Here is a 26677-nt window from a genome sequence, read left to right as displayed (position 1 = left end):
TAAACCCAAGTGTGATTTCTTGTTTTATCAGTTCTCATGTTTTTATTTTTAATGTACCCATAAAAAGGGAGCTATAGAATGAATTACCCTGAAAAATTGAAATCATTCCCTTTATCAGAAGCTCAACGCAGCCGCTGGTTTCAATATCAAATTGACCCTGACAAGCGCGGTCAAAATAATAGTGCATTTTGCGCTCATATTAAAGGATTGACGGCTAAGCGTTTAGAAGAAGCTCTCAATAAATTGGTACAAAGACATCCGATGCTGCGGGCAAGTTTCGGACTATACTACGGCGACTTAGGCTATTGCATCGCAGACAGCGCTAAAATCACACTGACAATACATGATGCCCAACATCTTAGCGAAGAAACGCTTAAACAGCGTGTTCAAGACGATTGCTGGCATATGTTTGATCTAGCCCATCCGCTGCGGGTTTATGCCAGTTGGTATCAGTGCAGTCAACAGGACAGCGTTATGGTCCTGACCTTTGATCATCTGGCCGTTGATGGTTGGTCTTATTGGATACTGTTAGATGAACTTGATGCTCTGCTTTCTGCAAAACCCCTGGAACCCGCACCAGAAAATAGTTTCCACGATTATGTGGAATGGCAACAACAATGGCTAAAAAGTGCCAGCGCTAAAAAACAGCAACGATTCTGGCAAAACACATTGGCGGGTGATTTAGCTGTCTCGCTATGGCCACCTAAAAACAGCACCCTGACCGCCACAGGAAAAATATCTTTAAAGAAAATAATTAACAAATCACTGACACATAAGTTGCAAGCATTGACCCTAAAATATGATAACAGCCTGTTTGCTGTTTTTCTGGCCGCCTACCAAATTCTTCTGAACCGTTATACCGAAGTGGATGATGTCATTATCGGTTCTATCTTGCCGGGAAGAGGCCGTGCTCGTTGGGGAAAATTAGTCGGTGAATTTATCAATCCGGTTGCTTTACGCTGCCAGATAAACGGTGATATGACAGTACAGGAACATATCACACAAGCGACAAAAACCATCCGACAAGGGATTGAAAACCAGAAATATCCGTTCACCAAGGTACTGGAACAACTGAAACTGCAACGCAATGCAGACGTTCACCCCATTTTCCAGACGGTCATGATATTCCAAAAAGCCAGATATACTGGTGATCTCACCACCCTCTGGATGGCGGAAGATGACAATGTCACGGTACAGTGGGGAAATGCCGAGTTGCGGCCTTTCCCATATCCTCTCTATGCCGATGTTCCCGTTCCATTGATGATAAATGTCTTAGAATCCGGCGATCATATCGGCTATACCTTTTATTATGACACTGCAATATTTGATGCAGCATTCATCTCCCAGCTTATGCAGAACCTCTTGGTTCTGCTGGAAGCGATGGTAGATAACGAACAGCAAACAATTGATCGTTTGCCACTGATGGATGAACAGGCACGTCAGCAAATCCTTCATAATTTTAACAATACGGATAATCCCTTCCCGCAACACGCCTTAATCCATCAATTTGTTGAGCAACAAGCAGAACGCAACCCAACTGTAACTGCACTGCTGTATGGGGATACGCAACTCAGTTACATGGAATTAAATCAGCGGGCTAACCAGCTAGCTCACGCTCTTGTCGCCGCGGGAATTCATCCAGATGATCGCGTCGCCATTTGCATGGTGCGTAGTTTGGATATGGTCATTAGTCTGTTGGGGATTTTAAAAGCGGGGGCAGCTTATGTGCCACTCGATCCTGAATATCCCACAGACAGGCTCGCTTATATCCTGTCAGACAGTGAACCTGTGGTCCTGCTGACCCATCATGGCTTGCAAAAACAATTGCCCGTGACCGAAATTCCTGTCTGGTTTTTAGATAACTCAACCGTTCAGGCCAATATTGCCCGCCAGGATGATGATAACTTAGAGGCTTCTCATTTAGGGCTAACATCGCGTCATCTGGCCTATGTACTCTATACCTCTGGCTCCACGGGATTACCCAAAGGCGTGATGAATGAGCACCGCAGTGTGGTTAACCGTTTGCTCTGGGCACAGGATACTTATCAATTAACCCCGCAAGATCGCGTTTTACAAAAAACGCCATTTAGCTTTGATGTTTCTGTTTGGGAATTCTTCCTTCCCCTGATGGTTGGCGGTCAATTAGTGATGGCTCGCCCCGGCGGTCACAAAGAACCGCACTATTTATTGGAAGAGATAGAAAACCGTCAAATCACGACGATCCACTTTGTGCCTTCCATGTTGCAAAGTTTTCTTCATTATATTCCGGCCGGACGCTGCCTTTCCCTGCGCCAAATTTTATGCAGTGGGGAAGCACTGCCTTATGCCTTGCAACAACACTGTCTGTCCCACTTGCCTCACAGCGAACTGCATAATTTATATGGTCCTACGGAGGCAGCCATTGATGTCACGGCCTGGCAATGTGTTCCGGGTCGCTATATCGGGCAAGTGCCGATTGGGTATCCTATTGCCAATATCCAAATCTATATTCTCGATACCCACGGAGAAGTCGTTCCAATTGGTATGGCGGGGGAAATTTATATCGGGGGAGTGGGTGTTGCCCGTGGTTATTTGAACCTGCCTGAATTGACCGCTGAACGTTTTATTAATGACCCATTCAATACCGATGCTGATGCTCGTCTGTATAAAACCGGCGATCTGGGACGTTGGCTACCGGATGGCAGTATCGCCTATCTGGGACGCAATGATTTTCAAGTCAAAATTCGCGGATTACGTATTGAGCTGGGTGAAATTGAAACTTGCCTGACTCAGTGTGCAGGCATTCGTGAAGCGGTGGTTGTTGCCCGTGCCAATGGAACCAATGACAAGCGACTGGTTGCCTATTTGATCCCAAATCAGGATAGCACTCCGAACATTTCTCAACTACGTGAGCAATTAAGCCGAACTCTTGCCGATTACATGATACCGAGTGCCTTTGTGGTGATGGAGGCGTTTCCTCTCTCCCCAAATGGCAAACTCGATCGCAAGGCCCTGCCTGCTCCCGATCATGCTGCCATGTCAAGTCGTGAATATGCGGCTCCAGAAGGCGAAACGGAAGAGCAGTTGGCCGTCATTTGGCAAGTGTTATTGGGACTGGATCGGATAAGCCGCTATGACAACTTTTTTGAATTGGGCGGACATTCACTGTTAGTACTACAGCTACAGTCGCAAATAAAACAAATATTTGATGTTGAATTATCTATTCATCAACTGTTTTCCAACCCAACTCTCTGTCAGCTTGAAGAATGCATTATCGACTCTCTATTAGGGCAATTTGATTCAGAATCTCTACAAGATATTTATAAATCAATGAATTAGATTTTAATTTACTTTGTTTTAAGTGGTGATAATCCAATGAATAATAACGAGCTTTCATCTCTACCCTTAGCGGAACGCAGAAGACTACTTAAGTTAGCCACATCAGCAAAACTAACCCGCCAATCGACGAAAAAAACAACAATCACGGCTCAGCCGCGTGATAACGGCGTGCCATTATCCTGGACACAACAACGTTTATGGTTCCTTGCTCAATTAGATCCTGCTGCACAAACGGCATACCATATGTCAGTGGGGTTAAATCTAAAGGGCAAACTGGATCTGAATGCCTTGCGAGCAGCCTTGGATCGTATTGTGGCGCGCCATGAAATTCTCCGTACCACGATCATGACGGTAGAAGACGAAGCACAGCAAATTATCCATGATGCAGATTGTGGTTTTCCCCTGATACAAGAAGATTTCAGCCAGCTATATTCAGAACAGGGAACGACGCCAGAACAGCAAGCGGCAATTGAAAAAGTCGCCTATCTTGAGGCAAACCACCCCTTTGATTTTGTTAATGGTCCATTAGCACGGGGACGCTTGCTAAAACTGGCAGAAGATCAACATATCCTGCTGTTAACTCAGCACCATATTATCTCTGATGGCTGGTCAGTCAGTATCTTTATGCAAGAACTGTCCACACTTTATCACGCATTCTGTCAAGGACAGCCTGATCCCATGCCCGCCCTGACCATTCAGTATGCTGATTATGTTCTCTGGCAAAAAAATGGGTTACAGGAAGAGGTGCTGGAAAAACAAGTCGAATTCTGGCGTAGTACCCTGCAAGGTGCTCCCGCACTTCTGGAAGTACCCACCGACCGTCCACGCCCTGCGAAGCAAAGCTATATTGGCGGACGCGTTAATATTGCTCTGCCTCCCGCATTGCAGACTGGTTTAAAAGAACTCAGCCAACGTCACGGAACAACCCTATTTATGACGTTATTGGCTGGATGGGCGACATTGCTCTGCCGTCTCAGTGGTCAGGATGATATTGTGATTGGTACGCCCATTGCTAATCGTCAGCAGCCTGAATTAGCCCCTTTAATCGGCTTTTTTGCCAATACATTAGCATTACGTGTGCAATTGCATGATAACCCCAGTGTCAATGAACTTCTGGCACAAGTAAAAGAACAAGCAATCAATGCATTTGCCCATCAAGGCCTGCCCTTTGAACAATTGGTCGAAATCTTACAACCTCCGCGCAGCCTGAGCCATAGCCCAATTTTTCAGGTTATGCTGGCAACCAATAATACGCCGGGACAACGGCATTTCGAGCTGCCGGGCTTGGTATTGGATGAACGGCCATTAATCAGGGATAGTGCTTACTTTGACCTGACATTAACTCTGGATGAAACTGAACAGGGTTTAGTGGGTGATCTGGAATATGCCAGTGATCTGTTCGACCACGCCACGATTGAGCGTATGGTCAGCCATTTAAACACCTTGCTGGCGGCAATGGTGACTGATGATAGCCAGCGTGTGGCTGAACTACCGTTGATCACCCCCCGACAGCGCCAACAATTGTTGGTGGATTTTAATGACACTACCCTCATCTACCCACAGGATAAATTGATCCACCAGCTCTTTGAACAGCACGCAGAGTCGATGCCTGATACTATTGCCCTGGTGTATCAAGATACGCAACTGAGTTATGCAGAATTGAATCAGCGTGCCAACCAACTGGCACACAGCCTGATTGCCTTTGGCATACGCCCAGACGACCGCGTGGCTCTGTGCGTCGGGCGCAGCCCGGATATGATCATGGGTATGTTAGGCATTCTCAAAGCAGGAGCAGGCTACGTTCCATTTGATCCAGAATATCCTGCCGAACGATTGGCGTACCAGTTATCAGATAGCACACCAAAGTTATTGCTGACCCAAAAACATTTACAGGCAAGTTTACCGCTGACGGAAGTTCCGGTCTGGTTACTGGATGGTGAAAATTATCTAAAGGTTGTGGCGCAACAGCCAACCCATAATCCTGATGCCAGCCAATCAGGGCTGCAACCACATCATCTGGCCTATATCATCTACACTTCCGGTTCGACCGGATTGCCTAAAGGTGTGATGCTGGAACACCGCAATGTGGTCAACTTTATCCATGCTCAACATCAAATCAGTCAACCTCAGCCAGGGGATCGTATTTTGCAATTTGCGACCATGGCGTTCGATACCTCGGTATCAGATATTTTCCCGACACTGGCGGCGGGGGCGACGTTAGTCCTGCGTCCCGCTCATATCCGTGTGCCGGATACAGAATTTATTGATTTTTTACAACAGCAGAAAATCACCATCATGGATGTACCGACTGCGTTCTGGCACCAATGGGTACAGGAGATAAAGGCCGATCGCACAGGTTTCAGCCCTTACCTGCATACGGTCATTGTGGGTGGTGAGAAAGCGGAATACCGACATTGGCTGGATTGGCAATCATTACCGGAAACACAATTCTGCCGTTGGATCAACACCTACGGCCCAACGGAAACCACGGTTATCGTGACTTCACTAATACTGAATGGGGGTTCCTTCACCGAGATGGTGAACAACATTCCCATTGGCCGCCCCAATGCCAATTCCCGTATTTATATTCTCGATCCCTCCGGCCAACCCGTTCCCATCGGTGTCAGCGGGGAGATTTATATTGGTGGAGCGGGGGTTGCCCGTGGTTACCTGAACCGACCGGAACTGACGACAGAACGCTTTGTGCCCGATCCATTCAATAAAGAAGCCAACGCTCGAATGTACAAAAGCGGCGATCTGGGGCGTTGGTTACCCAATGGCACTATTGAGTATCTGGGGCGCAATGATTTTCAGGTCAAACTGCGTGGTTTCCGTATTGAATTGGGCGAAATCGAAACGCAATTGGCAGCTTGCGACGGAGTCAAAGATGTGGTGGTCATTGCCCGTGAGGAAGCTGATGGCGACAAGCGTCTGATTGCCTACCTGATACCACAACCTGATGTTATGCTCATGCCTTCCCATCTGCGTGAACAATTGAGCATCCATCTGATGGAGCACATGATCCCCAGTGCATTTGTCATACTGGAGGTATTCCCGCTGACCGGCAGTGGTAAATTAGATCGCAAGGCCTTGCCTGCACCGGATCGTACTGCAATCGCCAGTCGTGAATACGAAGCCCCTCAAGGGGAAATTGAGCAGAAACTGGCGGAAGTCTGGCAATCCCTGCTGAGGCTGGAGCAAGTAGGACGTCACGATAATTTCTTTGAATTGGGTGGGCACTCTTTGCTGACAGTACAGATGGCTACCCGCTTACGCCAAGTTTTCAACAGCAAAGTGGACTTGCAAGATCTATTCACCCATCCAATTTTGTCAGATTTGGCACAATCGTTGGCTACAGCCAATCAACCAGCACAGCATGCCACACAACCGGTGATACTCCCCGCCGACCGACAACAAGCGCTTCCGCTCTCCTGGGCACAACAACGCCTGTGGTTCCTGGCGCAGTTAGATCCTGCCGCCCAAACGGCATATCACATCTCTGGTGGGTTGCGTCTGAAAGGGCGGTTAAACCTGAATGCGCTGCAAGCGGCTCTGGATAGGATTGTTGCCCGCCATGAAATTCTGCGCACAACGATCAAAATGGAGGATGGTATCGCCCGGCAAGTGATTGCCGATGCAGAGCGTGGCTTCAAGTTGATCATTAAAGATTTCAGTCAATTAGCTGAGACAGAAAAACAGGCGGCTATTGATGCAGCCGCTCAATTTGAAACTCACCATCCCTTTGATTTTGCTCTGGAACCATTAATTCGCGGACAATTGCTAAAACTCTCCAGTGATGAACATGTTCTGTTGTTGACTCAGCACCACATGATTTCGGATGGCTGGTCATTGAACATCCTGATATATGAATTCACCACCCTCTACCGTGCTTTTATTCAGGAACAAGACGATCCACTGCCTGCACTGACAATACAATATGCTGACTATGCTCTCTGGCAGCGACAATGGCTACAGGGTGAAGTGCTGGAAAAACAGGTCAGTTTCTGGCGAGAAGCACTGCAAGGTGCCCCTGCGTTACTGGAACTGCCGACAGACAGGCCACGCCCTGCGGTTCAGAGCTACCATGGTGATCAAGTGGCATTCACCCTTTCACCTGCATTAAGTGATGGCTTAAAGGCATTGAGCCAGCGCCATAGTTCCACATTATTCATGACATTACTGGCAGCATGGTCAATCTTGCTTGCCCGCATCAGTGGTCAACAAGATATTGTTATCGGAACGCCTATCGCTAACCGACAGCACAGTGAATTAGAACCGTTGATCGGTTTCTTTGCCAATACGCTGGCGCTCAGGGTGAAACTGGAAGATAACCCCACCGTTGGCGCGTTATTAGCACAAGTCAAAGCCCATGCACTGGCCGCCTATATACATCAAGACTTACCATTTGAACAACTGGTCGAAGCGCTGCAACCGCCACGTAGCTTAAGTTATAGCCCGATATTTCAGGTCATGCTCGCGCTGGATAACACACCGATACAGCAATCCCTTGAATTACCCAATTTAGTGCTGGATGAACTGCCATTAACCCGAAGAAGCACCCATTTCGATCTGTCTCTTTCCATGAACGATACCGATAATGGGGTAATCGGTGAATTGGAATATGCCAGTGATCTGTTTGACCGTGCCAGCATTGAACGGCTCGCAAGCTATCTGCAAACCCTATTAGCAGCGATGGTTGCTGATGATTCTCTACGGATACAAGATTTGCCGTTGCTGCAAACGCAACAACGCAAGCAATTATTGGTGGATTTCAATAATACCAATCTGGTCTATCCGCAAGATAGGTTGATCCACCAACTATTCGAGCAACAAGCGGAACAAACACCTGATGCGATCGCACTAGTGTTTGGCGATAGTCAACTGAGTTACAACGAATTAAATCGTCATGCTAACCAACTGGCTCATCATCTGATTGCATCTGGTGTACGCCCTAATGATCGTATCGCTATCTGTGTCGATCGCAGTCTGGATATGATTATTGGCATGTACGGTATCCTTAAAGCGGGGGCTGGTTATATTCCCCTTGATCCAGAGTACCCCTCAGAACGACTGGCTTATCAATTATCAGACAGTAAACCAGCCTGGCTGTTAACTCAGCGCCATTTACAGGCACATTTGCCGATGCAGGATATTCCAACCTTGTTGTTGGATGATGATAACCACCGTAACGCGGTAGCACAGCAACCTAGTCATAACCCTGATGTTCGCCAAATAGGGCTGCAACCGCATCATCTGGCCTATATCATCTATACCTCCGGCTCCACCGGACAACCTAAAGGCGTGATGCTGGAGCACCGTAATGTGGTGAACTTTATCCATGCGCAACATCAGACCAGCCAACCAAAATGGGGTGATCGTATTCTGCAATTTGCCACCGTGGCATTTGATACCTCGGTATCGGATATTTTCCCGACCCTGGCAGCCGGTGCGACACTGGTTCTGTGACCACCTCATATCCGCATACCGGATGCGACATTTGTCGCCTTCATACGCGAACAGAAGATCACCATCATGGATATGCCCACTGCCTTCTGGCACCACTGGGTACAGGAGATGATGGCAGGGCACAGTGGTTTCAGCCCATATCTGCACACCCTTATTGTGGGCGGTGAGAAAGCAGAACATCGTCATTTAATGAACTGGCTGTCTCACTCGGAAACTCAATCCTGCCGCTGGATTAACTCCTATGGCCCGACTGAAACGACCGTTATTGCCACAACATTGACCGTAGATAACCTGACGAGAGATAACACGCAAGTTCCATATATTAATGACAATATTCCGATTGGTCGCCCATTGCCCAATACCCGTATCTATATTTTGGATACCCTCGGTCAACCGGTTCCTATTGGTGTCAGTGGTGAAATTCACATCGCTGGTTTAGGTGTCGCACGGGGTTATCTGAATAAGCCGGAGATGACAGCGGAGAAATTTGTTGCCGATCCATTCAGCGCACAGCCAAATGCGCGCATGTACAAAACCGGTGACTTAGGACGCTGGTTGCCAAACGGCATGATTGAGTATCTGGGACGCAATGATTTTCAGGTCAAGTTACGCGGTTTTCGCATTGAACTGGGCGAAATTGAAGCCCAACTCATCGCCTGTGACGGCGTCAGGGATGCCGTGGTCATCGCCCGTGAAGAAGAAACTGGCGACAAACGTCTGGTGGCCTATATCATTCCACAATCCGGTTTCACACCAGAAGCCAATAGGCTGCGTGAACAACTGAATAGCCGTCTGGCTAGTTATATGGTGCCTGGCGCGTTTGTTGTGCTGGAAGCCTTCCCGCTAACCGGAAGCGGCAAATTAGATCGCAAAGCCCTGCCAGCGCCAGATCGTTCATCCATCGCCAGCCGTGAATATGAAGCGCCCCAAGGTGAAATCGAACAGCAAATTGCCGCTATCCTGCAAAATTTATTGGGGTTAGAACAAATAGGACGCCATGACAGCTTCTTTGATCTGGGTGGAAATTCCCTATCAATCATTCAGTTAATGGCAAGACTACGTGATGCATTCCATCTTGAAATGTCCATTCAAGACATATTTACCCATCCAGAACTTTCTGAACTCGCCGAGCTTATCGCATCAAGACAGATCGAAACCTTTTTCGCACAAGAAGATATCGAATTGCTGCAAAAAGAATTGGAAAACTTGTCCGAAGATGAACTGCGTGCCCTGCTAAATGGAGATAATTAATTAAATGAGTCACAAAGAACTAAGCCTACTTGAATTAAGACAAGCGGTACTCCAGAAAAAAATTAAAGAACGCATTGAAAACAGCCAGATTGGGGAAAAAAAGCAGATCGGAGAAAAAAGGCAAATTATACCGAGAAACGCTGATCAGCAAGCGCTTCCTCTATCCTGGGCACAGCAACGCTTATGGCTTCTGGCGCAGTTAGATCCAGCCGCACAAACGGCATACCACATTCCAGGTGCTCTGCGTCTGCAAGGTTATCTGAATTTAGATGCCCTGCAAGCAGCGTTAAACCGAATTGTTGCTCGGCATGAAATTCTGCGCACGACGATCAGGAGAGCCAAGGGTATCAAGATGGCCGAAGGCCGGACCCTGCAAATTATTGGTAAACCAGAGAGCGGCTTCTCTTTGGCAGTGGAAGATCTCAGCCATCTGCCTGCGGAAGATCAACAAACTACTATCGAAGAGATAATCCAGCGTGAAACCAGCCAGCCATTTGACTTTGCACAAGGCCCCCTCATCAGAGGGCGCTTGCTGCGGCGGGCTGAAAATGAACATATCCTGCTATTAACCCAGCATCATATTATTTCCGATGGTTGGTCCCTTAACATCCTGATGCACGAGCTTTCCACGCTGTATCATGCATTCAGCGAAGGGCGGGATGATCCCCTGCCCGCGTTGACACTCCAATATGCTGACTATGCCCTTTGGCAAAGAGAGTGGCTACAGGGAGAAATATTGGAAAAACAGGTGAGTTTCTGGCGCGATGCGTTACAAGGTGCTCCCGCACTTTTGGAACTACCGACTGACCGGCCACGCCCAGAGAAACAGAGTTATGCCGGCGGGTATGTCGATATCGCTCTGTCACCGGAATTAAGTGCCGGATTAAGAAGCCTTAGCCAGCGTCACGGGACAACATTATTTATGACTCTGATGGCGGGATGGACAATTTTACTTTCCCGTCTTAGCGGGCAGAAAGATCTGGTGATAGGTACTCCTGTCGCTAATCGGCAATATAGTGAATTGGAGCCGCTGATTGGATTCTTTGTTAATACGCTAGCGATGCGGATCCAACTGGATGACAATCCAACGGTCAGCGCTCTGCTAGCCAGGGTTAAGGCCCATTCATTGAACGCCTACGCACATCAAGATCTGCCATTCGAACAGTTGGTAGAGATACTAAAACCACCACGTAGCCTCAGCCATAGCCCGATTTTTCAGGTGATGATGTCAGTGGATAATACCCCTGGACAGCAGAATATAGCATTGCCGGATATTACTATTAGTGAAATCAATCTGGCCGAAAACAGCTCGCATTTCGATCTGTCCCTCGCGATAAATGATACTGAAAATGGCTTAGTGGGTGGCCTGGAGTATTCCAGTGATCTGTTTGACCCTACCAGCGTTGAACGCATCGCCCGTTACCTGCAAACCCTGCTGACCGCGATGGTTAAAGATGATTCGCAAGCAGTGGAAAGTTTACCACTATTGCAACCATACCAACGCACTCAAGTGTTAGACGATTTCAATGATACGGCCTTCCCATATCCACAAACATTATTGATCCATCAACTGTTTGAACAACAGGTGGAACAAACTCCTGACGCCATCGCGTTAGTGTTTGGTGATAGTCAACTGAGTTATGCAGGGCTAAACCGCCACGCTAACCAATTGGCACACCATTTGATCGCCTCTGGTGTGCGCCCCGATGATCGCGTAGCAATCTGCGCTGATCGCAGTCTGGATATGATCATTGGGATATACGCCATCCTTAAGGCCGGCGCTGGCTACATTCCACTCGATCCGGAATACCCTGCTGAACGCTTGGCCTACCAGTTATCGGACAGCCAGCCGGTGTTATTGCTGACCCAGCAACATTTACAGACTCGCTTACCAATACAGGATATCCCTGTCTGGCTGCTGGATGATCACCATAATCAGGATAACGTGGCAAAACAGCCAGCCCATAATCCTGCTGTGCAACTCTCAACCCCATCATCTGGCCTATGTCATCTATACTTCCGGCTCCACCGGACAGCCCAAAGGCGTGATGCTGGAGCACCGCAATGTGGTGAACTTTATCCATGCCCAGCACCAGACCAGCGAACCCCAATTGGGGGATCGTATCCTGCAATTTGCGACCATCGCCTTTGATACCTCGGTATCCGATATTTTCCCTACCCTCGCATCCGGTGCCACTCTGATTCTGCGGCCGCCCCATATCCGAATACCGGATATGACTTTTGTCACTTTCCTGCGTGAACAGAAGATCACCATTATGGATATGCCAACAGCCTTCTGGCACCTGTGGGTACAGGAGATGATGGCCGGTCGCAGCGGCTTTAGCCCATATCTGCATACCCTTATTGTCGGCGGTGAAAAAGCGGAGTACCGCCATTTAATCAGCTGGCTGTCTCATCAGGAAACCCAATCCTGCCGCTGGGTTAACTCGTATGGTCCCACGGAAACCACGGTGATTGCCACCACCCTGAAATTGGACCACCAAAGTCCACTGCATCTCAAAGGGGTTATCCCGATTGGCTATCCGCTGCCCAATACCCGCATTTATATTCTGGATACGCACGGCCAGCCGGTGCCTATTGGCGTCAGTGGTGAAATCCATATTGCCGGCGCAGGGGTGGCCCGTGGTTATCTCAATCGCCCGGATTTAACCGCCGAGAAATTTGTGGCTGATCCGTTCAGCGCACAGCCCGATACCCGCATGTATAAAACCGGCGATCTGGGGCGTTGGCTGCCCAATGGGGCGATTGAGTATCTGGGACGCAATGATTTTCAGGTCAAGATCCGGGGCTTCCGCATTGAACTGGGGGAAATTGAAACCCAACTGGTGGCTTGCGAAGGCGTCAGCGATGCCGTGGTGATCGCCCGTGAAGAAGAAACGGGGGATAAGCGTTTAATCGCCTATGTGATCCCGGAAACCGGCATGACACTTATCCCGGCTGAATTACGTAAGCGACTGAGTACCCGATTGATGGAGCATATGCTGCCTGGTGCCTTTGTTATACTGGACGCCTTCCCGCTGTCCGCCAACGGTAAACTGGAGCGCAAAGCACTACCGGCGCCGGATCGGAGCGCTATCGTCAGCCGTGAGTACGAAGCACCACAAGGCGAAACCGAACAGAAACTGGCGGCCATCTGGCAATCCTTGCTGAACGTAGAACAAGTCGGGCGACAAGATAATTTCTTCGAACTTGGCGGGCATTCATTGCTGGTGGTCAATTTGATTGAGCAGTTACGCTCCCACGGCCTGTCTCTGGATGTCAGTGCAGTATTCTCTGCGCCAACGCTGACAACCATGAGTAGCCTAATCAGCCACAATAGCGCTCAAACCACGGCTATACAGGAAATACCACCTAACCTGATCAGAGAAGACAGTTCCGTCATTACGCCAGATATGCTGCCACTGGTGGAATTAGCCCAAGATCAAATAGACCTGATTATTTCCCATGTAACGGACGGTATCTCCAATGTTCAGGACATTTACCCGTTAGGGCCATTGCAGGAAGGTATTCTGTTCCACCACTTGCTGGAGACGGAAGGGGATCTCTATCTGGACAACCATTTGATGATTTTCGACAGCCGGACACGGCTGGAGAGTTTCTTGCAAGCGTTGCAGCGGGTAATTGACCGGCACGATATTCTGCGCAGCGCCGTTTACTGGAAAGAACTTCTTAAACCAGTACAAATCGTCTATCGCCATGCACCATTGCCAATTATTGAACTCACACTATCGGCAGGGGAAGCCCCAGAAACCCAACTACGCCACCTCACCGATCCCCGTGCAATACGGATGGATATGACCAAAGCGCCCCTGTTAGCTGCTCATATCGCCAAAGATCCCGCCTCCGATCAATGGCTGCTCTCCTTGCTGTATCACCACTTAGTTTGTGATCACATATCACTGGATATGATATTCAGTGAAATACAAACCTTGCTTTTGGGGGAAAGTGAAAATTTACCAACGCCGCTGCCTTACCGAAACTTTATCGCGCAGATCCGCAACGTACCGTTAGAGGTTCACCAAAATTATTTCCGCGAATTATTGGGCGATGTAGAAGAACCTACTCTGCCGTTTGGGCTGCTTGACGTACAAGGTGGCAGCCTCAATGAGATAGTGGAAAATGTTCTCACGCTGGATAGTCAACTGGCCCAAAGTCTTCGTGATTGCGCCCGTCAATTGGGTATGAGTGCTGCCGTGCTGTTTCATGTGGCCTGGGCACAGGTGCTGGCGCGATGCAGTGGACGGAACGATGTCATATTCGGTACCGTCCTGTTAGGACGGTTACAAGGCGGGATTGGTGCATCCGAAGTACTGGGGATGTTTATCAATACTTTACCTATTCGCGTTAAGTTACAGGCACGTACCGTTAAGCAAGCAGTACAAGAAACTTATCAGCAGTTAACCGCACTACTGGAACATGAGCAGGCACCTCTGGCGGTTGCCCAACGTTGCAGTGGCATTCAGGCACCATTGCCGCTGTTTAACAGCTTGCTAAACTTCCGCCATAGCCCACGCGAAGATGAACAAGTGGCTTCAATTGCTTGGGAAGGGATTGACGAGATAGAGGGTGAAGAGCGCAGCAACTACCCCTTGTCACTGGATGTCGATGATTTTGATGACGGATTTGCGCTCACCGCCCAATGCAGCCAGCACGTGGACCCAATCCGCATTAATGCCTATATGAAGACAGCTTTAGACGGCATTGTGGCCGCACTGCAATATGCGCCTGAGCAAGCCATTGAGTCAATCGACATCCTGTCGCTAACTGAGCGTACCCAATTACTGGAAACCTTTAACGATACGACGGTCAAACATCCGCAAGATGTCTTAATCCATCAATTGTTCGAACAGCAGGCAGCGCGCACGCCGGATGCCACGGCCGTAGTATTTGGCGAGAGTGAACTGAGTTATGCGGCACTGAACCGCCATGCCAACCAACTGGCACACCAATTGATTACGGCGGGCGTGCGCCCCGATGATCGCGTGGCAATCTGTGTTGACCGCAGTCTGGATTTGATTATCGGCCTGTACGCTATCCTTAAAGCGGGGGCCGGCTATATTCCGCTCGATCCCGAATACCCTGCTGAACGCTTGGCCTACCAGTTATCGGACAGCCAGCCGGTGTTATTGCTGACCCAGCAACATTTGCAGGAACTGTTGCCAATATCAGACATCCCCGTCTGGTTGCTGGATAATGAAGCTCACCGAAATAACGTGGCAAAACAGCCAGCCCATAATCCTGCTGTGCAACTTCAACCCCATCATCTGGCCTATATCATCTATACTTCCGGCTCCACCGGACAGCCCAAAGGCGTGATGCTGGAGCACCGCAATGTGGTGAACTTTATCCATGCCCAGCACCAGACCAGCGAACCCCAATTGGGGGATCGTATCCTGCAATTTGCGACCATCGCCTTTGATACCTCGGTATCCGATATTTTCCCTACCCTCGCATCCGGTGCCACTCTGGTTCTGCGGCCGCCCCATATCCGAATACCGGATATGACTTTTGTCGCCTTCCTGCGTGAACAGAAGATCACCATTATGGATATGCCAACGGCCTTCTGGCACCTGTGGGTACAGGAGATGATGGCAGGTCGCAGCGGCTTTAGCCCATATCTGCATACCCTTATTGTCGGCGGTGAAAAAGCGGAGTACCGCCATTTAATCAGCTGGCTGTCTCATCAGGAAACCCAATCCTGCCGCTGGGTTAACTCGTATGGCCCCACCGAAACCACGGTGATTGCCACCACCCTGAAATTGGACCACCAAAGTCCACTGCATCTCAAAGGGGTTATCCCGATTGGCTATCCGCTGCCCAATACCCGCATTTATATTCTGGATCCGCACGGCCAGCCGGTGCCTATTGGCGTCAGTGGTGAAATCCATATTGCCGGCGCAGGGGTGGCCCGTGGTTATCTCAACCGCCCGGATTTAACCGCCGAGAAATTTGTGGCTGATCCGTTCAGCGCACAGCCCGATACCCGTATGTATAAAACGGGTGATCTGGGGCGTTGGTTATCCAATGGCACGATTGAATATCTGGGACGCAATGATTTTCAGGTCAAGATCCGGGGCTTCCGCATTGAACTGGGGGAAATTGAAACCCAACTGGTGGCTTGCGAAGGCGTCAGCGATGCCGTGGTGATCGCCCGTGAAGAAGAAACGGGGGATAAGCGTTTAATCGCCTATGTGATCCCGGAAACCGGCATGACACTTAGCCCGGCTGAATTACGTAAGCGACTGAGTACCCGATTGATGGAGCATATGCTGCCTGGTGCCTTTGTGATACTGGACGCCTTCCCGCTGTCCGCCAACGGTAAACTGGATCGCAACGCCCTGCCAGCGCCGGATCAGCACGCTATCGTCAGCCGTGAGTACGAAGCACCACAAGGCGAAACCGAACAGAAACTGGCGGCCGTCTGGCAATCGATTCTGGAACTGGAGCAGGTCGGGCGTCATGACAACTTCTTCGAACTGGGCGGCCATTCTCTGCTGGTGGTCAGCCTGATCGAACAGTTACGCCAGCAAGGGCTGTCTCTGGAGGTCAGCGCGGTCTTCGCTGCCCCCACCCTGACAGCCATGAGCGCCCGCTTAAGTCAGCAGCAAGATGTGGAGACATGGGTCATTCCGCCCAATTTGATCCGCGAAGACAGCCAGCGTATTACGCCGGCTATGCTGCCACTGGTAACATTGACTCAGGCCCAAATTGACCAGATTGTCGACCGTGTACCGGGCGGTGTCGCCAATATTCAGGATATTTACCCGCTCGGCCCGTTGCAGGAAGGCATTCTGTTCCACCATTTACTGGCAGAAACCGGTGACACCTATCTTGAAAATATTCTGATGCACTTTGACAGCCGGACACGGCTGGAGAGTTTCTTGCAGGCGCTTCAACGCGTAATTGACCGGCACGATATTCAACGCAGTGCCTTCCACTGGCAGGAACTTCCAATCCCCGTGCAAGTGGTCTGCCGTCATGCGCCCCTGCCGGTCACTGAACTGATGTTATCAGCGGGAGAGAATGCTGAAAGCCAGCTCCGGCGTCTGACCGATCCTGACCGTATCCGCTTAGATATCACGCAGGCACCATTATTGGCCGCCTATATCGCCCGGGATCCCGACACCGATTTATGGTGGCTGAGTCTGTTGCACCATCATCTGGTCTGTGACCATCTGTCACTGGAAATCATTTTCAGCGAAGTACAGGCGTTCATCTTAGGTGAAGAAGCGTCTCTGCCCGCCCCGTTGCCTTACCGCAATTTTATTGCCCAAACCCGTCAGGTGCCGATTGAAGTGCATCAGGCTTATTTCCAGCAGTTATTGGGCGACGTGGAAGAGCCGACTCTGCCGTTTGGGTTACTGGATGTGCAGGGAAACAGCCGCGATAAGCACGATAAAATCGTGGAAGATATCGTCACGTTAGATGATGAACTGGCACAAGAGATCCGGGACTGCACCCGTCAGTTGGGGATGAGTCCGGCTGTACTGTTCCATGTGGCCTGGGCACAGGTATTGGCACAGTGTTGCGGCCGTGAAGATGTGGTATTCGGGACGGTGTTATTGGGCCGATTGCAGGGCGGTATAGGCGCTTCCCAGGTACTGGGGATGTTTATCAATACCCTGCCCGTCCGTATCCAATTACAGGCCCGTACCGTAAAACAGGCGGTACAGGAAACCTACCAGCGCCTGAGCGAATTGCTGGACCATGAACAGACCCCGCTGGCGGTTGCCCAGCGGTGCAGCGGTGTGCCGGCTTCATTGCCGCTGTTTAACAGCCTGCTTAATTTCCGCCACAGCCCGCGTAACGAGGAACAATCCGCTTCACCGGCCTGGGACGGTATTCAGGAGCTGGACAGTGAAGAGCGCAGCAATTACCCCTTGTCGCTGGATGTGGATGATTTTGACGATGGTTTTGCGCTGACTACCCAATGCAGCCAGCACGTGGACCCAATCCGCATTAATGCCTATGTCAACACCGTCCTGAAAGGAATTGTGGCCGCGCTGCAATATGCGCCTGAGCAACCTATCCGGTCTGTCGATATCCTGCCACTGGCCGAACGTACCCAATTACTGGAGGATTTTAACAATACGGTGATGGACTATCCGCAGGACAGATTAATCCATCAATTGTTCGAGCAGCAGGCAGCGCGCACGCCGGATGCCACGGCCGTAGTATTTGGCGAGAGCGCACTGAGTTATGCGGCACTGAACCGCCATGCCAACCAACTGGCACACCAATTGATTACGGCAGGCGTGCGCCCCGATGATCGCGTGGCAATCTGTGTTGACCGCAGTCTGGATTTGATTATCGGCCTGTACGCTATCCTTAAAGCGGGGGCCGGCTATATTCCGCTCGACCCGGAATACCCTGCTGAACGCTTGGCCTACCAGTTATCGGACAGCCAGCCGGTGTTATTGCTGACCCAGCAACATTTGCAGGAACTGTTGCCAATATCAGACATCCCCGTCTGGTTGCTGGATAATGAAGCCCACCGAAATAACGTGGCAAAACAGCCAGCCCATAATCCTGCTGTGCAACTTCAACCCCATCATCTGGCCTATATCATCTATACCTCCGGCTCCACCGGACAGCCCAAAGGCGTGATGCTGGAGCACCGCAATGTGGTGAACTTTATCCATGCCCAACATCAAACCAGCGAACCCCAATTGGGGGATCGTATCCTGCAATTTGCGACCATCGCCTTTGATACCTCGGTATCCGATATTTTCCCTACCCTCGCATCCGGTGCCACTCTGATTCTGCGGCCGCCCCATATCCGAATACCGGATATGACTTTTGTCACTTTCCTGCGTGAACAGAAGATCACCATTATGGATATGCCAACGGCCTTCTGGCACCTGTGGGTACAGGAGATGATGGCCGGTCGCAGCGGCTTTAGCCCATATCTGCATACCCTTATTGTGGGTGGCGAAAAAGCGGAGTACCGCCATTTAATCAGCTGGCTGTCTCATCAGGAAACCCAATCCTGCCGCTGGGTTAACTCGTATGGTCCCACGGAAACCACGGTGATTGCCACCACCCTGAAATTGGACCACCAAAGTCCACTGCATCTCAAAGGGGTTATCCCGATTGGCTATCCGCTGCCCAATACCCGCATTTATATTCTGGATACGCACGGCCAGCCGGTGCCTATTGGCGTCAGTGGTGAAATCCATATTGCCGGCGCAGGGGTGGCCCGTGGTTATCTCAATCGCCCGGATTTAACCGCCGAGAAATTTGTGGCTGATCCGTTCAGCGCACAGCCCGATACCCGCATGTATAAAACCGGCGATCTGGGGCGTTGGCTGCCCAATGGCACGATTGAGTATCTGGGACGCAATGATTTTCAGGTCAAGATCCGGGGCTTCCGCATTGAACTGGGGGAAATTGAAACCCAACTGGTGGCTTGCGAAGGCGTCAGCGATGCCGTGGTGATCGCCCGTGAAGAAGAAACGGGGGATAAGCGTTTAATCGCCTATGTGATCCCGGAAACCGGCATCACACTAAAACCGGCCGATCTGCGTGAACAACTCCGTTCCCGCCTGATGGAATACATGCTGCCCGGTGCCTTTGTGATGCTGGATGCCTTCCCGCTGTCCGCCAACGGTAAACTGGATCGCAACGCCCTGCCAGCGCCGGATCAGCACGCTATCGTCAGCCGTGAGTACGAAGCACCACAAGGCGAAACCGAACAGAAACTGGCGGCCGTCTGGCAATCGATTCTGGAACTGGAGCAGGTCGGACGTCATGACAACTTCTTCGAACTGGGCGGCCATTCTCTGCTGGTGGTCAGCCTGATCGAACAGTTACGCCAGCAAGGGCTGTCTCTGGAGGTCAGCGCGGTCTTCGCTGCCCCCACCCTGACAGCCATGAGCGCCCGCTTAAGTCAGCAGCAAGATGTGGAGACATGGGTCATTCCACCCAATTTGATCCGCGAAGACAGCCAGCGTATTACGCCGGCTATGCTGCCACTGGTAACATTGACTCAGGCCCAAATTGACCAGATTGTCGACCGTGTACCGGGCGGTGTCGCCAATATTCAGGATATTTACCCGCTCGGCCCGTTGCAGGAAGGCATTCTGTTCCACCATTTACTGGCAGAAACCGGTGACACCTATCTTGAAAATATTCTGATGCACTTTGACAGCCGGACACGGCTGGAGAGTTTCTTGCAGGCGCTTCAACGCGTAATTGACCGGCACGATATTCAACGCAGTGCCTTCCACTGGCAGGAACTTCCAATCCCCGTGCAAGTGGTCTGCCGTCATGCGCCCCTGCCGGTCACTGAACTGATGTTATCAGCGGGAGAGAATGCTGAAAGCCAGCTCCGGCGTCTGACCGATCCTGACCGTATCCGCTTAGATATCACGCAGGCGCCATTATTGGCCGCCTATATCGCCCGGGATCCCGACACCGATTTATGGTGGCTGAGTCTGTTGCACCATCATCTGGTCTGTGACCATCTGTCACTGGAAATCATTTTCAGCGAAGTACAGGCGTTAATCTTAGGTGAAGAAGCGTCTCTGCCCGCCCCGTTGCCTTACCGCAATTTTATTGCCCAAACCCGTCAGGTGCCGATTGAAGTGCATCAGGCTTATTTCCAGCAGTTATTGGGCGACGTGGAAGAGCCGACTCTGCCGTTTGGGTTACTGGATGTACAGGGAAACAGCCGCGATAAGCACGATAAAATCGTGGAAGATATCGTCACGTTAGATGATGAACTGGCACAAGAGATCCGGGACTGCACTCGTCAGTTGGGGATCAGTCCGGCTGTACTGTTCCATGTGGCCTGGGCACAGGTATTGGCACAGTGTTGCGGCCGTGAAGATGTGGTATTCGGGACGGTGTTATTGGGCCGATTGCAGGGCGGTATAGGCGCTTCCCAGGTACTGGGGATGTTTATCAATACCCTGCCCGTCCGTATCCAATTACAGGCCCGTACCGTAAAACAGGCGGTACAGGAAACCTACCAGCGCCTGAGCGAATTGCTGGACCATGAACAGACCCCGCTGGCGATTGCCCAGCGGTGCAGCGGTGTGCCGGCTTCATTGCCACTGTTTAACAGCCTGCTTAATTTCCGCCACAGCCCGCGTAACGAGGAACAATCCGCTTCACCGGCCTGGGACGGTATTCAGGAGCTGGACAGTGAAGAGCGCAGCAATTACCCCTTGTCGCTGGATGTCGATGATTTTGACGATGGTTTTGCGCTGACTACCCAATGCAGCCAGCACGTGGACCCGGTGCGCATTAATGCCTATATGAAGACAGCTTTAAACGGCATTGTGGCCGCACTGCAATATGCGCCTGAGCAAGCCATTGAGTCAATCGATATCCTGCCATTAGCCGAACGTACCCAATTACTGGAGGATTTTAACAATACGGCGATGGACTATCCGCAGGACAGATTAATCCATCAACTGTTCGAACAGCAGGCAGCGTGCACGCCGGATGCCACGGCCGTAGTATTTGGCGAGAGTGAACTGAGTTATGCGGCACTGAACCATCACGCCAACCAACTGGCACACCAATTGATTACGGCGGGCGTGCGCCCTGATGATCGCATCGCTATTTGTGTTGACCGCAGTCTGGATTTGATTATCGGCCTGTACGCTATCCTTAAAGCGGGGGCCGGCTATATTCCGCTCGATCCCGAATACCCTGCTGAACGTTTGGCCTACCAGTTATCGGACAGCCAGCCGGTGTTATTGCTGACCCAGCAACATTTGCAGGAACTGTTGCCAATATCAGACATCCCCGTCTGGTTGCTGGATAATGAAGCTCACCGAAATAACGTGGCAAAACAGCCAGCCCATAATCCTGCTGTGCAACTTCAACCCCATCATCTGGCCTATATCATCTATACTTCCGGCTCCACCGGACAGCCCAAAGGCGTGATGCTGGAGCACCGCAATGTGGTGAACTTTATCCATGCCCAGCACCAGACCAGCGAACCCCAATTGGGGGATCGTATCCTGCAATTTGCGACCATCGCCTTTGATACCTCGGTATCCGATATTTTCCCTACCCTCGCATCCGGTGCCACTCTGGTTCTGCGCCCTGCTCATATCCGTGTACCGGATGCAGAATTTGTCGATCTGCTAAATGAGCAGAAAATCACCATTATGGATATGCCAACGGCCTTCTGGCACCACTGGGTACAGGAGATGATGGCGGGGCACAGTGGTTTCGGCCAATACCTGCGCACCGTTATCGTCGGTGGTGAAAAAGCGGAACGGCGCCATTTGCTGAGTTGGCAATCTATACCAGAAACGCAATCCTGCCGCTGGATTAACTCTTATGGCCCTACCGAAACGACGGTGATTGCCACCACCTTAACCCTCGCTGATAACGGTCAAGATTCGCCTGAAATGACTGACGTTATCCCGATTGGTTATCCCCTGCCCAATACCCGTATTTATATTCTGGATCCGCACGGCCGGCCGGTGCCTATTGGCGTCAGTGGTGAAATTCATATCGGTGGAGCAGGTGTAGCCCGTGGTTATCTCAATCGCCCGGATTTAACCGCGGAAAAATTTGTGGCTGATCCGTTTAGTGAACAGCCAGATGCTCGTATGTATAAAACGGGTGATCTGGGGCGTTGGTTATCCAATGGCATGATTGAATATCTGGGACGTAATGATTTTCAGGTCAAGATCCGGGGCTTCCGTATTGAACTGGGTGAAATAGAAACTCGTCTGGTGCAATGTCAGGGAGTGCAGGAAGCCATTGTTTTGGTTAGGGAAATAACCTCTGATGATAAACGTCTCGTCGCCTATGTTCAGCCTGAATCCGGTGTAAACTTGGTGCCCAGTGAACTGCGTCAGCAGCTTGCTCAACAACTTGCCGAGTTTATGCTACCCAGTGCATTTGTCATTCTTGACGCTTTCCCGCTTACCGCTAATGGTAAAATCGACCGTCAGGCATTTCCTGCTCCCGATCAAGCTGCCATCGTAGCGCGTGATTATGAAGCCCCCCAAGGTGAAGTTGAAATAACCCTGGCTCAGATTTGGCAAGATCTGCTCGGATTAGAGCGTATCAGCCGTCATGACCATTTTTTTGAGTTAGGAGGACATTCACTGCTTATTTTGAAAGCCAGCTCCTTAGCAATAGAAAAACTAGGGCTTCAGCAAAATATGATGGCAAGCTTGATGTCGTTTACCACTATCAAAGAACAAGCCCGAGCCATTGAAGATCGAGATAATATCCATGTTGGTTCTATGGTCGGCCTGTCACGGAACATCAAAGCAACACCGCTGTTCTTTGCGCCCGGCGCCGGAGGACATGTGCTCTATTTGCGGGAATTGGCAACAGCATTGGAAGGTGCTTATTCCGTTTGGGGTATGCAATCACCAGAGTTAGATGGACGCAGCGATCCCCCACAAAGCCTTGAGGTAATGGCCAGCGTTATGATCGACTTTCTTAAGAAAGTTCAACCCAATGGCCCTTATTATTTAGGTGGACACTCTTTCGGAGGCTGGCTCGCATTCGAAATGGCCCGACAACTCGTCCAACAGGGTGAAAGCATTGGCTTACTGGCTTTAGTCGATAGTGAATCCCCGCCAGAGGGTTTAACCCAAAGGAGCGAATCAGAATGGTCCAATAGCCGCTGGCTGGCCGAGTTTGGCAATGTGCTTGCTGCATTGGCAGGTGCAGAGGAAAACTTTACCGAAGAACAATTCCAATTCATGACAGAAGAAGAGCAATTCGATAACTTGCGACTTCGTCTAATTGAAGAGGAACTCTTACCTCCTCAACTTGAATCTAAGGAAATCTCTGCCTATTTACATGTCTTCAAGACCCAATCTTTGGCGACTTATCAACCGCAAGAACGCTATTCAGGAAAACTCCACCTGTTTCTGGCTAGCGATAACCAAGAGTATGAAGAACAACATATCTCTGCCGAAAGCATTATTGATGGATGGAAAACGCTGGTGACTGGGGAAGTTATCTCCGAGACTTTATCTGGTGATCATATCACCATTATGCGTCAACCTTTCGTTCAAGGGTTAGCATCGGCCATAGCTGGATTACAAATTTAAATAGCCTCATTTATCAATAGAAAAGAATATAAATTAAACAAATCCTTTTTTAAAGATAAAGTTCAATTATTAAATTTTATAAAACAAGGAGTATGTATTATAGATATACATACTCCTATTTTAAATTATTATTTAATATCAACGGAAGGTCCTCATTCCCGTAACAAATAATTATTAATGATAGTTAAAACTATTCTACTTGATGGTTACGCGTTAACCATAAGGAGAGCGCTTTCAATGAATCCTGCGTGAATTCATCACAACGGGCCGTGATTTCTTCCGGCGTCAGCCAGTAAACTGCGGCGACTTCTTCTTCCTGCAATGCAAATGGCCCATGACTAACACAACTGAACAACCCCCCCCATATACGACAAATGTCCTCTTCATAATAAAAAACACCATGTTCGGCAAAAGGAACACCGGCAATCCCCAGCTCTTCTTCTGCCTCCCGACGTGCAGCCTCAAGCAAAGTTTCTCCCGCCATAACAACACCTCCCGCCGTGGCATCTAATTTTCCCGGATAAAAGTCTTTCGTTTCTGTACGATGCTGAATCAGAATTTTGCCCATACCATCATGCACGACAATATAAGTAGCACGATGCCTCAAGTTTTGTGCTCTCATCTGCTGACGCGTCGATTGGGCAATGACTTCATTGCCTTCGCTGACGATATCAATCCATTCAATATTTGCTGATTTTTCTTGCATCATTCTAAAAACCTTTTATCAATGAGTTGCATGTTACTTTTTGCAGTAAATTTATAACATTTATAAACAAACGATGGTAAGGTAACACCGTTACATTTTTCAGAAAGTTATTATCGCTGGAGGTTATATGATAGATCTATACTATGCCCCAACGCCAAATGGCTACAAAATTACCCTTTTTCTTGAAGAAGTCGGCATTCCTTACACTATCTACCCTATCAATATCAGCACTGGCGAACAGTTCAAACCTGAATTTCTCACCATTTCACCCAATAACAAGATCCCGGCTATTGTCGATCATCAACCCGCCGATGGGGGAGAGTCTGTCGCTATCTTCGAATCAGGGGCCATTTTACTTTATCTGGCAAACAAAACAGGCCAGCTATTAAGCAAAGAGTCGCGTGAACGCACCGAACAACTGCAATGGCTGTTTTGGCAAGTTGCTGGCTTTGGCCCAATGCTCGGTCAAAATCACCATTTCAACCGCTACGCTCCAGAAGTTGTTCCCTATGCCATTAATCGCTATGTGGAAGAATCAAAACGTTTATACAAGGTGCTAAACACCCAACTGGAAAAAACGGCTTATCTCGGAGGAGACGAATATAGTATCGCAGATATTGCCACTTATCCGTGGGCGAAATGTCATGAACACCAAAAAATCAACCTACAGGATTATCCGGCGGTTGCTAAATGGCTGGATAAGATCAGCCAGCGCCCTGCGACACAAGCCGCCTATAAGGAAGCTTAGCTCCATATATGTAATAAATTCATCTGATGGCGAGATTTTGCACCATAAAACTTGATAGTGGTAACAGATAGCAGCATATTTCGCTGCCAGCTAAGTCATCCCTTGTTATAGTCCAATATGCAATGATCTTTTATTACAGGGGGTGGCTATGCGTATCTTAATTACGGGGGGAACAGGGTTAATTGGTCATCGCTTGACCTGCCAGTTGATTTCGCTCTCCCATTCCATCACCATTTTGAGTCGTTCACCACAAAAGGCGTATTCTCTGTTTTCTGATCGCGTTGAATGTTGGACAACGTTAAATGACCAACACAATCTCAATGGCTTTGATGCTGTTATCAATCTTGCTGGCGAGTCTATTATCAATAAACGATGGACACCGAAACAAAAAGAGAAACTGTGTCAAAGCCGTTGGCTGATCACTGAACAATTGAGCAAGCTAATCAAGACCAGTGAATCTCCGCCATCTGTCTTTATTTCCGGTTCAGCCGTTGGCTATTATGGCGATCAGGGACAATCAATCGTTACCGAAAACGATCTTCCTCACAATGAATTTTCCCATCAGCTTTGTGAACGTTGGGAGCAGCTGGCCCTACAGGCCCAAAGTGATAAAACCCGTGTCTGTTTGCTACGTACAGGCATTGTCTTGGCTCCCAAAGGGGGCGCACTGCAAAAAATGTTGCCACTGTTCCGGTTAGGTTTAGGGGGAGCAATCGGCACTGGCAAGCAGTATATGCCGTGGATACACATTGACGACATGGTCAATGGTATTTATTACCTGCTGGTATCACCTGATCTCCATGGCCCCTTTAATATGACATCTCCTTACCCTGTTCATAATGAGCTGTTTAGTGCCACACTCGCAACTGTATTACATCGTCCTGCCTTTATGCGCATTCCTGCATTTGTGTTAAAAGTAATGATGGGAGAAGCCGCTGAGTTAGTCTTAGGTGGTCAACAAGCCATTCCCAAAAGACTGGAAGAAGCCGGATTTGGTTTCCGTTATTTTCAACTGGAAGAAGCCTTGCAAAATATAATAGAGGAAAAGGACAATGCTTATATAGCCTGAACAAATATAAGGCAATAAACGATATGCTGTTGTGGTCTCCTCACAACAGCATATTG

5 protein-coding genes and 2 pseudogenes are annotated in these 26677 nt (G+C 49.6%); 6 read left to right on the top strand and 1 reads right to left on the bottom strand.

Annotation, left to right across the window (positions count from 1 at the left end):
- The first annotated feature begins 78 nt into the window (after positions 1-78).
- The 4 genes and pseudogenes from ACSJJG_RS06650 (at position 79) to ACSJJG_RS06635 (ending at position 24098) form a co-directional block, all read left to right on the top strand.
- Positions 79-3318, top strand: a complete 3240-nt coding sequence (locus tag ACSJJG_RS06650; protein ID WP_481088858.1) for a non-ribosomal peptide synthetase — start codon at positions 79-81, stop codon at positions 3316-3318.
- A 36-nt stretch (positions 3319-3354) separates the two neighbouring features.
- A pseudogene (locus ACSJJG_RS06645) lies at positions 3355-10035 on the top strand (amino acid adenylation domain-containing protein).
- A 4-nt stretch (positions 10036-10039) separates the two neighbouring features.
- Positions 10040-11860 (top strand): annotated as a pseudogene (locus ACSJJG_RS06640) (condensation domain-containing protein); the annotation flags it as partial.
- Between the two features lie 97 nt (positions 11861-11957).
- The gene (locus ACSJJG_RS06635) at positions 11958-24098 is read left to right on the top strand and encodes an amino acid adenylation domain-containing protein (protein WP_481088857.1); all 12141 of its coding nucleotides are present in this window, start codon (positions 11958-11960) and stop codon (positions 24096-24098) included.
- A gap of 190 nt (positions 24099-24288) precedes the next feature.
- Here ACSJJG_RS06635 and yfcD read toward each other — a convergent pair whose 3' ends face one another.
- Entirely contained in the window at positions 24289-24807 is a 519-nt protein-coding gene (gene yfcD, locus ACSJJG_RS06630; RefSeq protein WP_481088856.1) for an NUDIX hydrolase YfcD, read from the bottom strand.
- Between the two features lie 124 nt (positions 24808-24931).
- Here yfcD and ACSJJG_RS06625 point away from each other — a divergent pair, with 124 nt between their 5' ends.
- Entirely contained in the window at positions 24932-25552 is a 621-nt protein-coding gene (locus ACSJJG_RS06625) for a glutathione binding-like protein (RefSeq protein ID WP_481088855.1), read from the top strand.
- A 148-nt stretch (positions 25553-25700) separates the two neighbouring features.
- Positions 25701-26621 carry a TIGR01777 family oxidoreductase gene (locus tag ACSJJG_RS06620; RefSeq protein ID WP_481088854.1) on the top strand — a complete coding sequence of 307 codons (921 nt, stop codon included), beginning with the start codon at positions 25701-25703 and terminating at the stop codon, positions 26619-26621.
- The last annotated feature ends 56 nt before the right edge of the window (positions 26622-26677 follow it).

This window comes from Xenorhabdus sp. SGI 60, from assembly GCF_056632175.1.
Note: the sequence above shows the minus strand (reverse complement) of the source record. Positions and strands in the feature narration are given on the sequence as shown.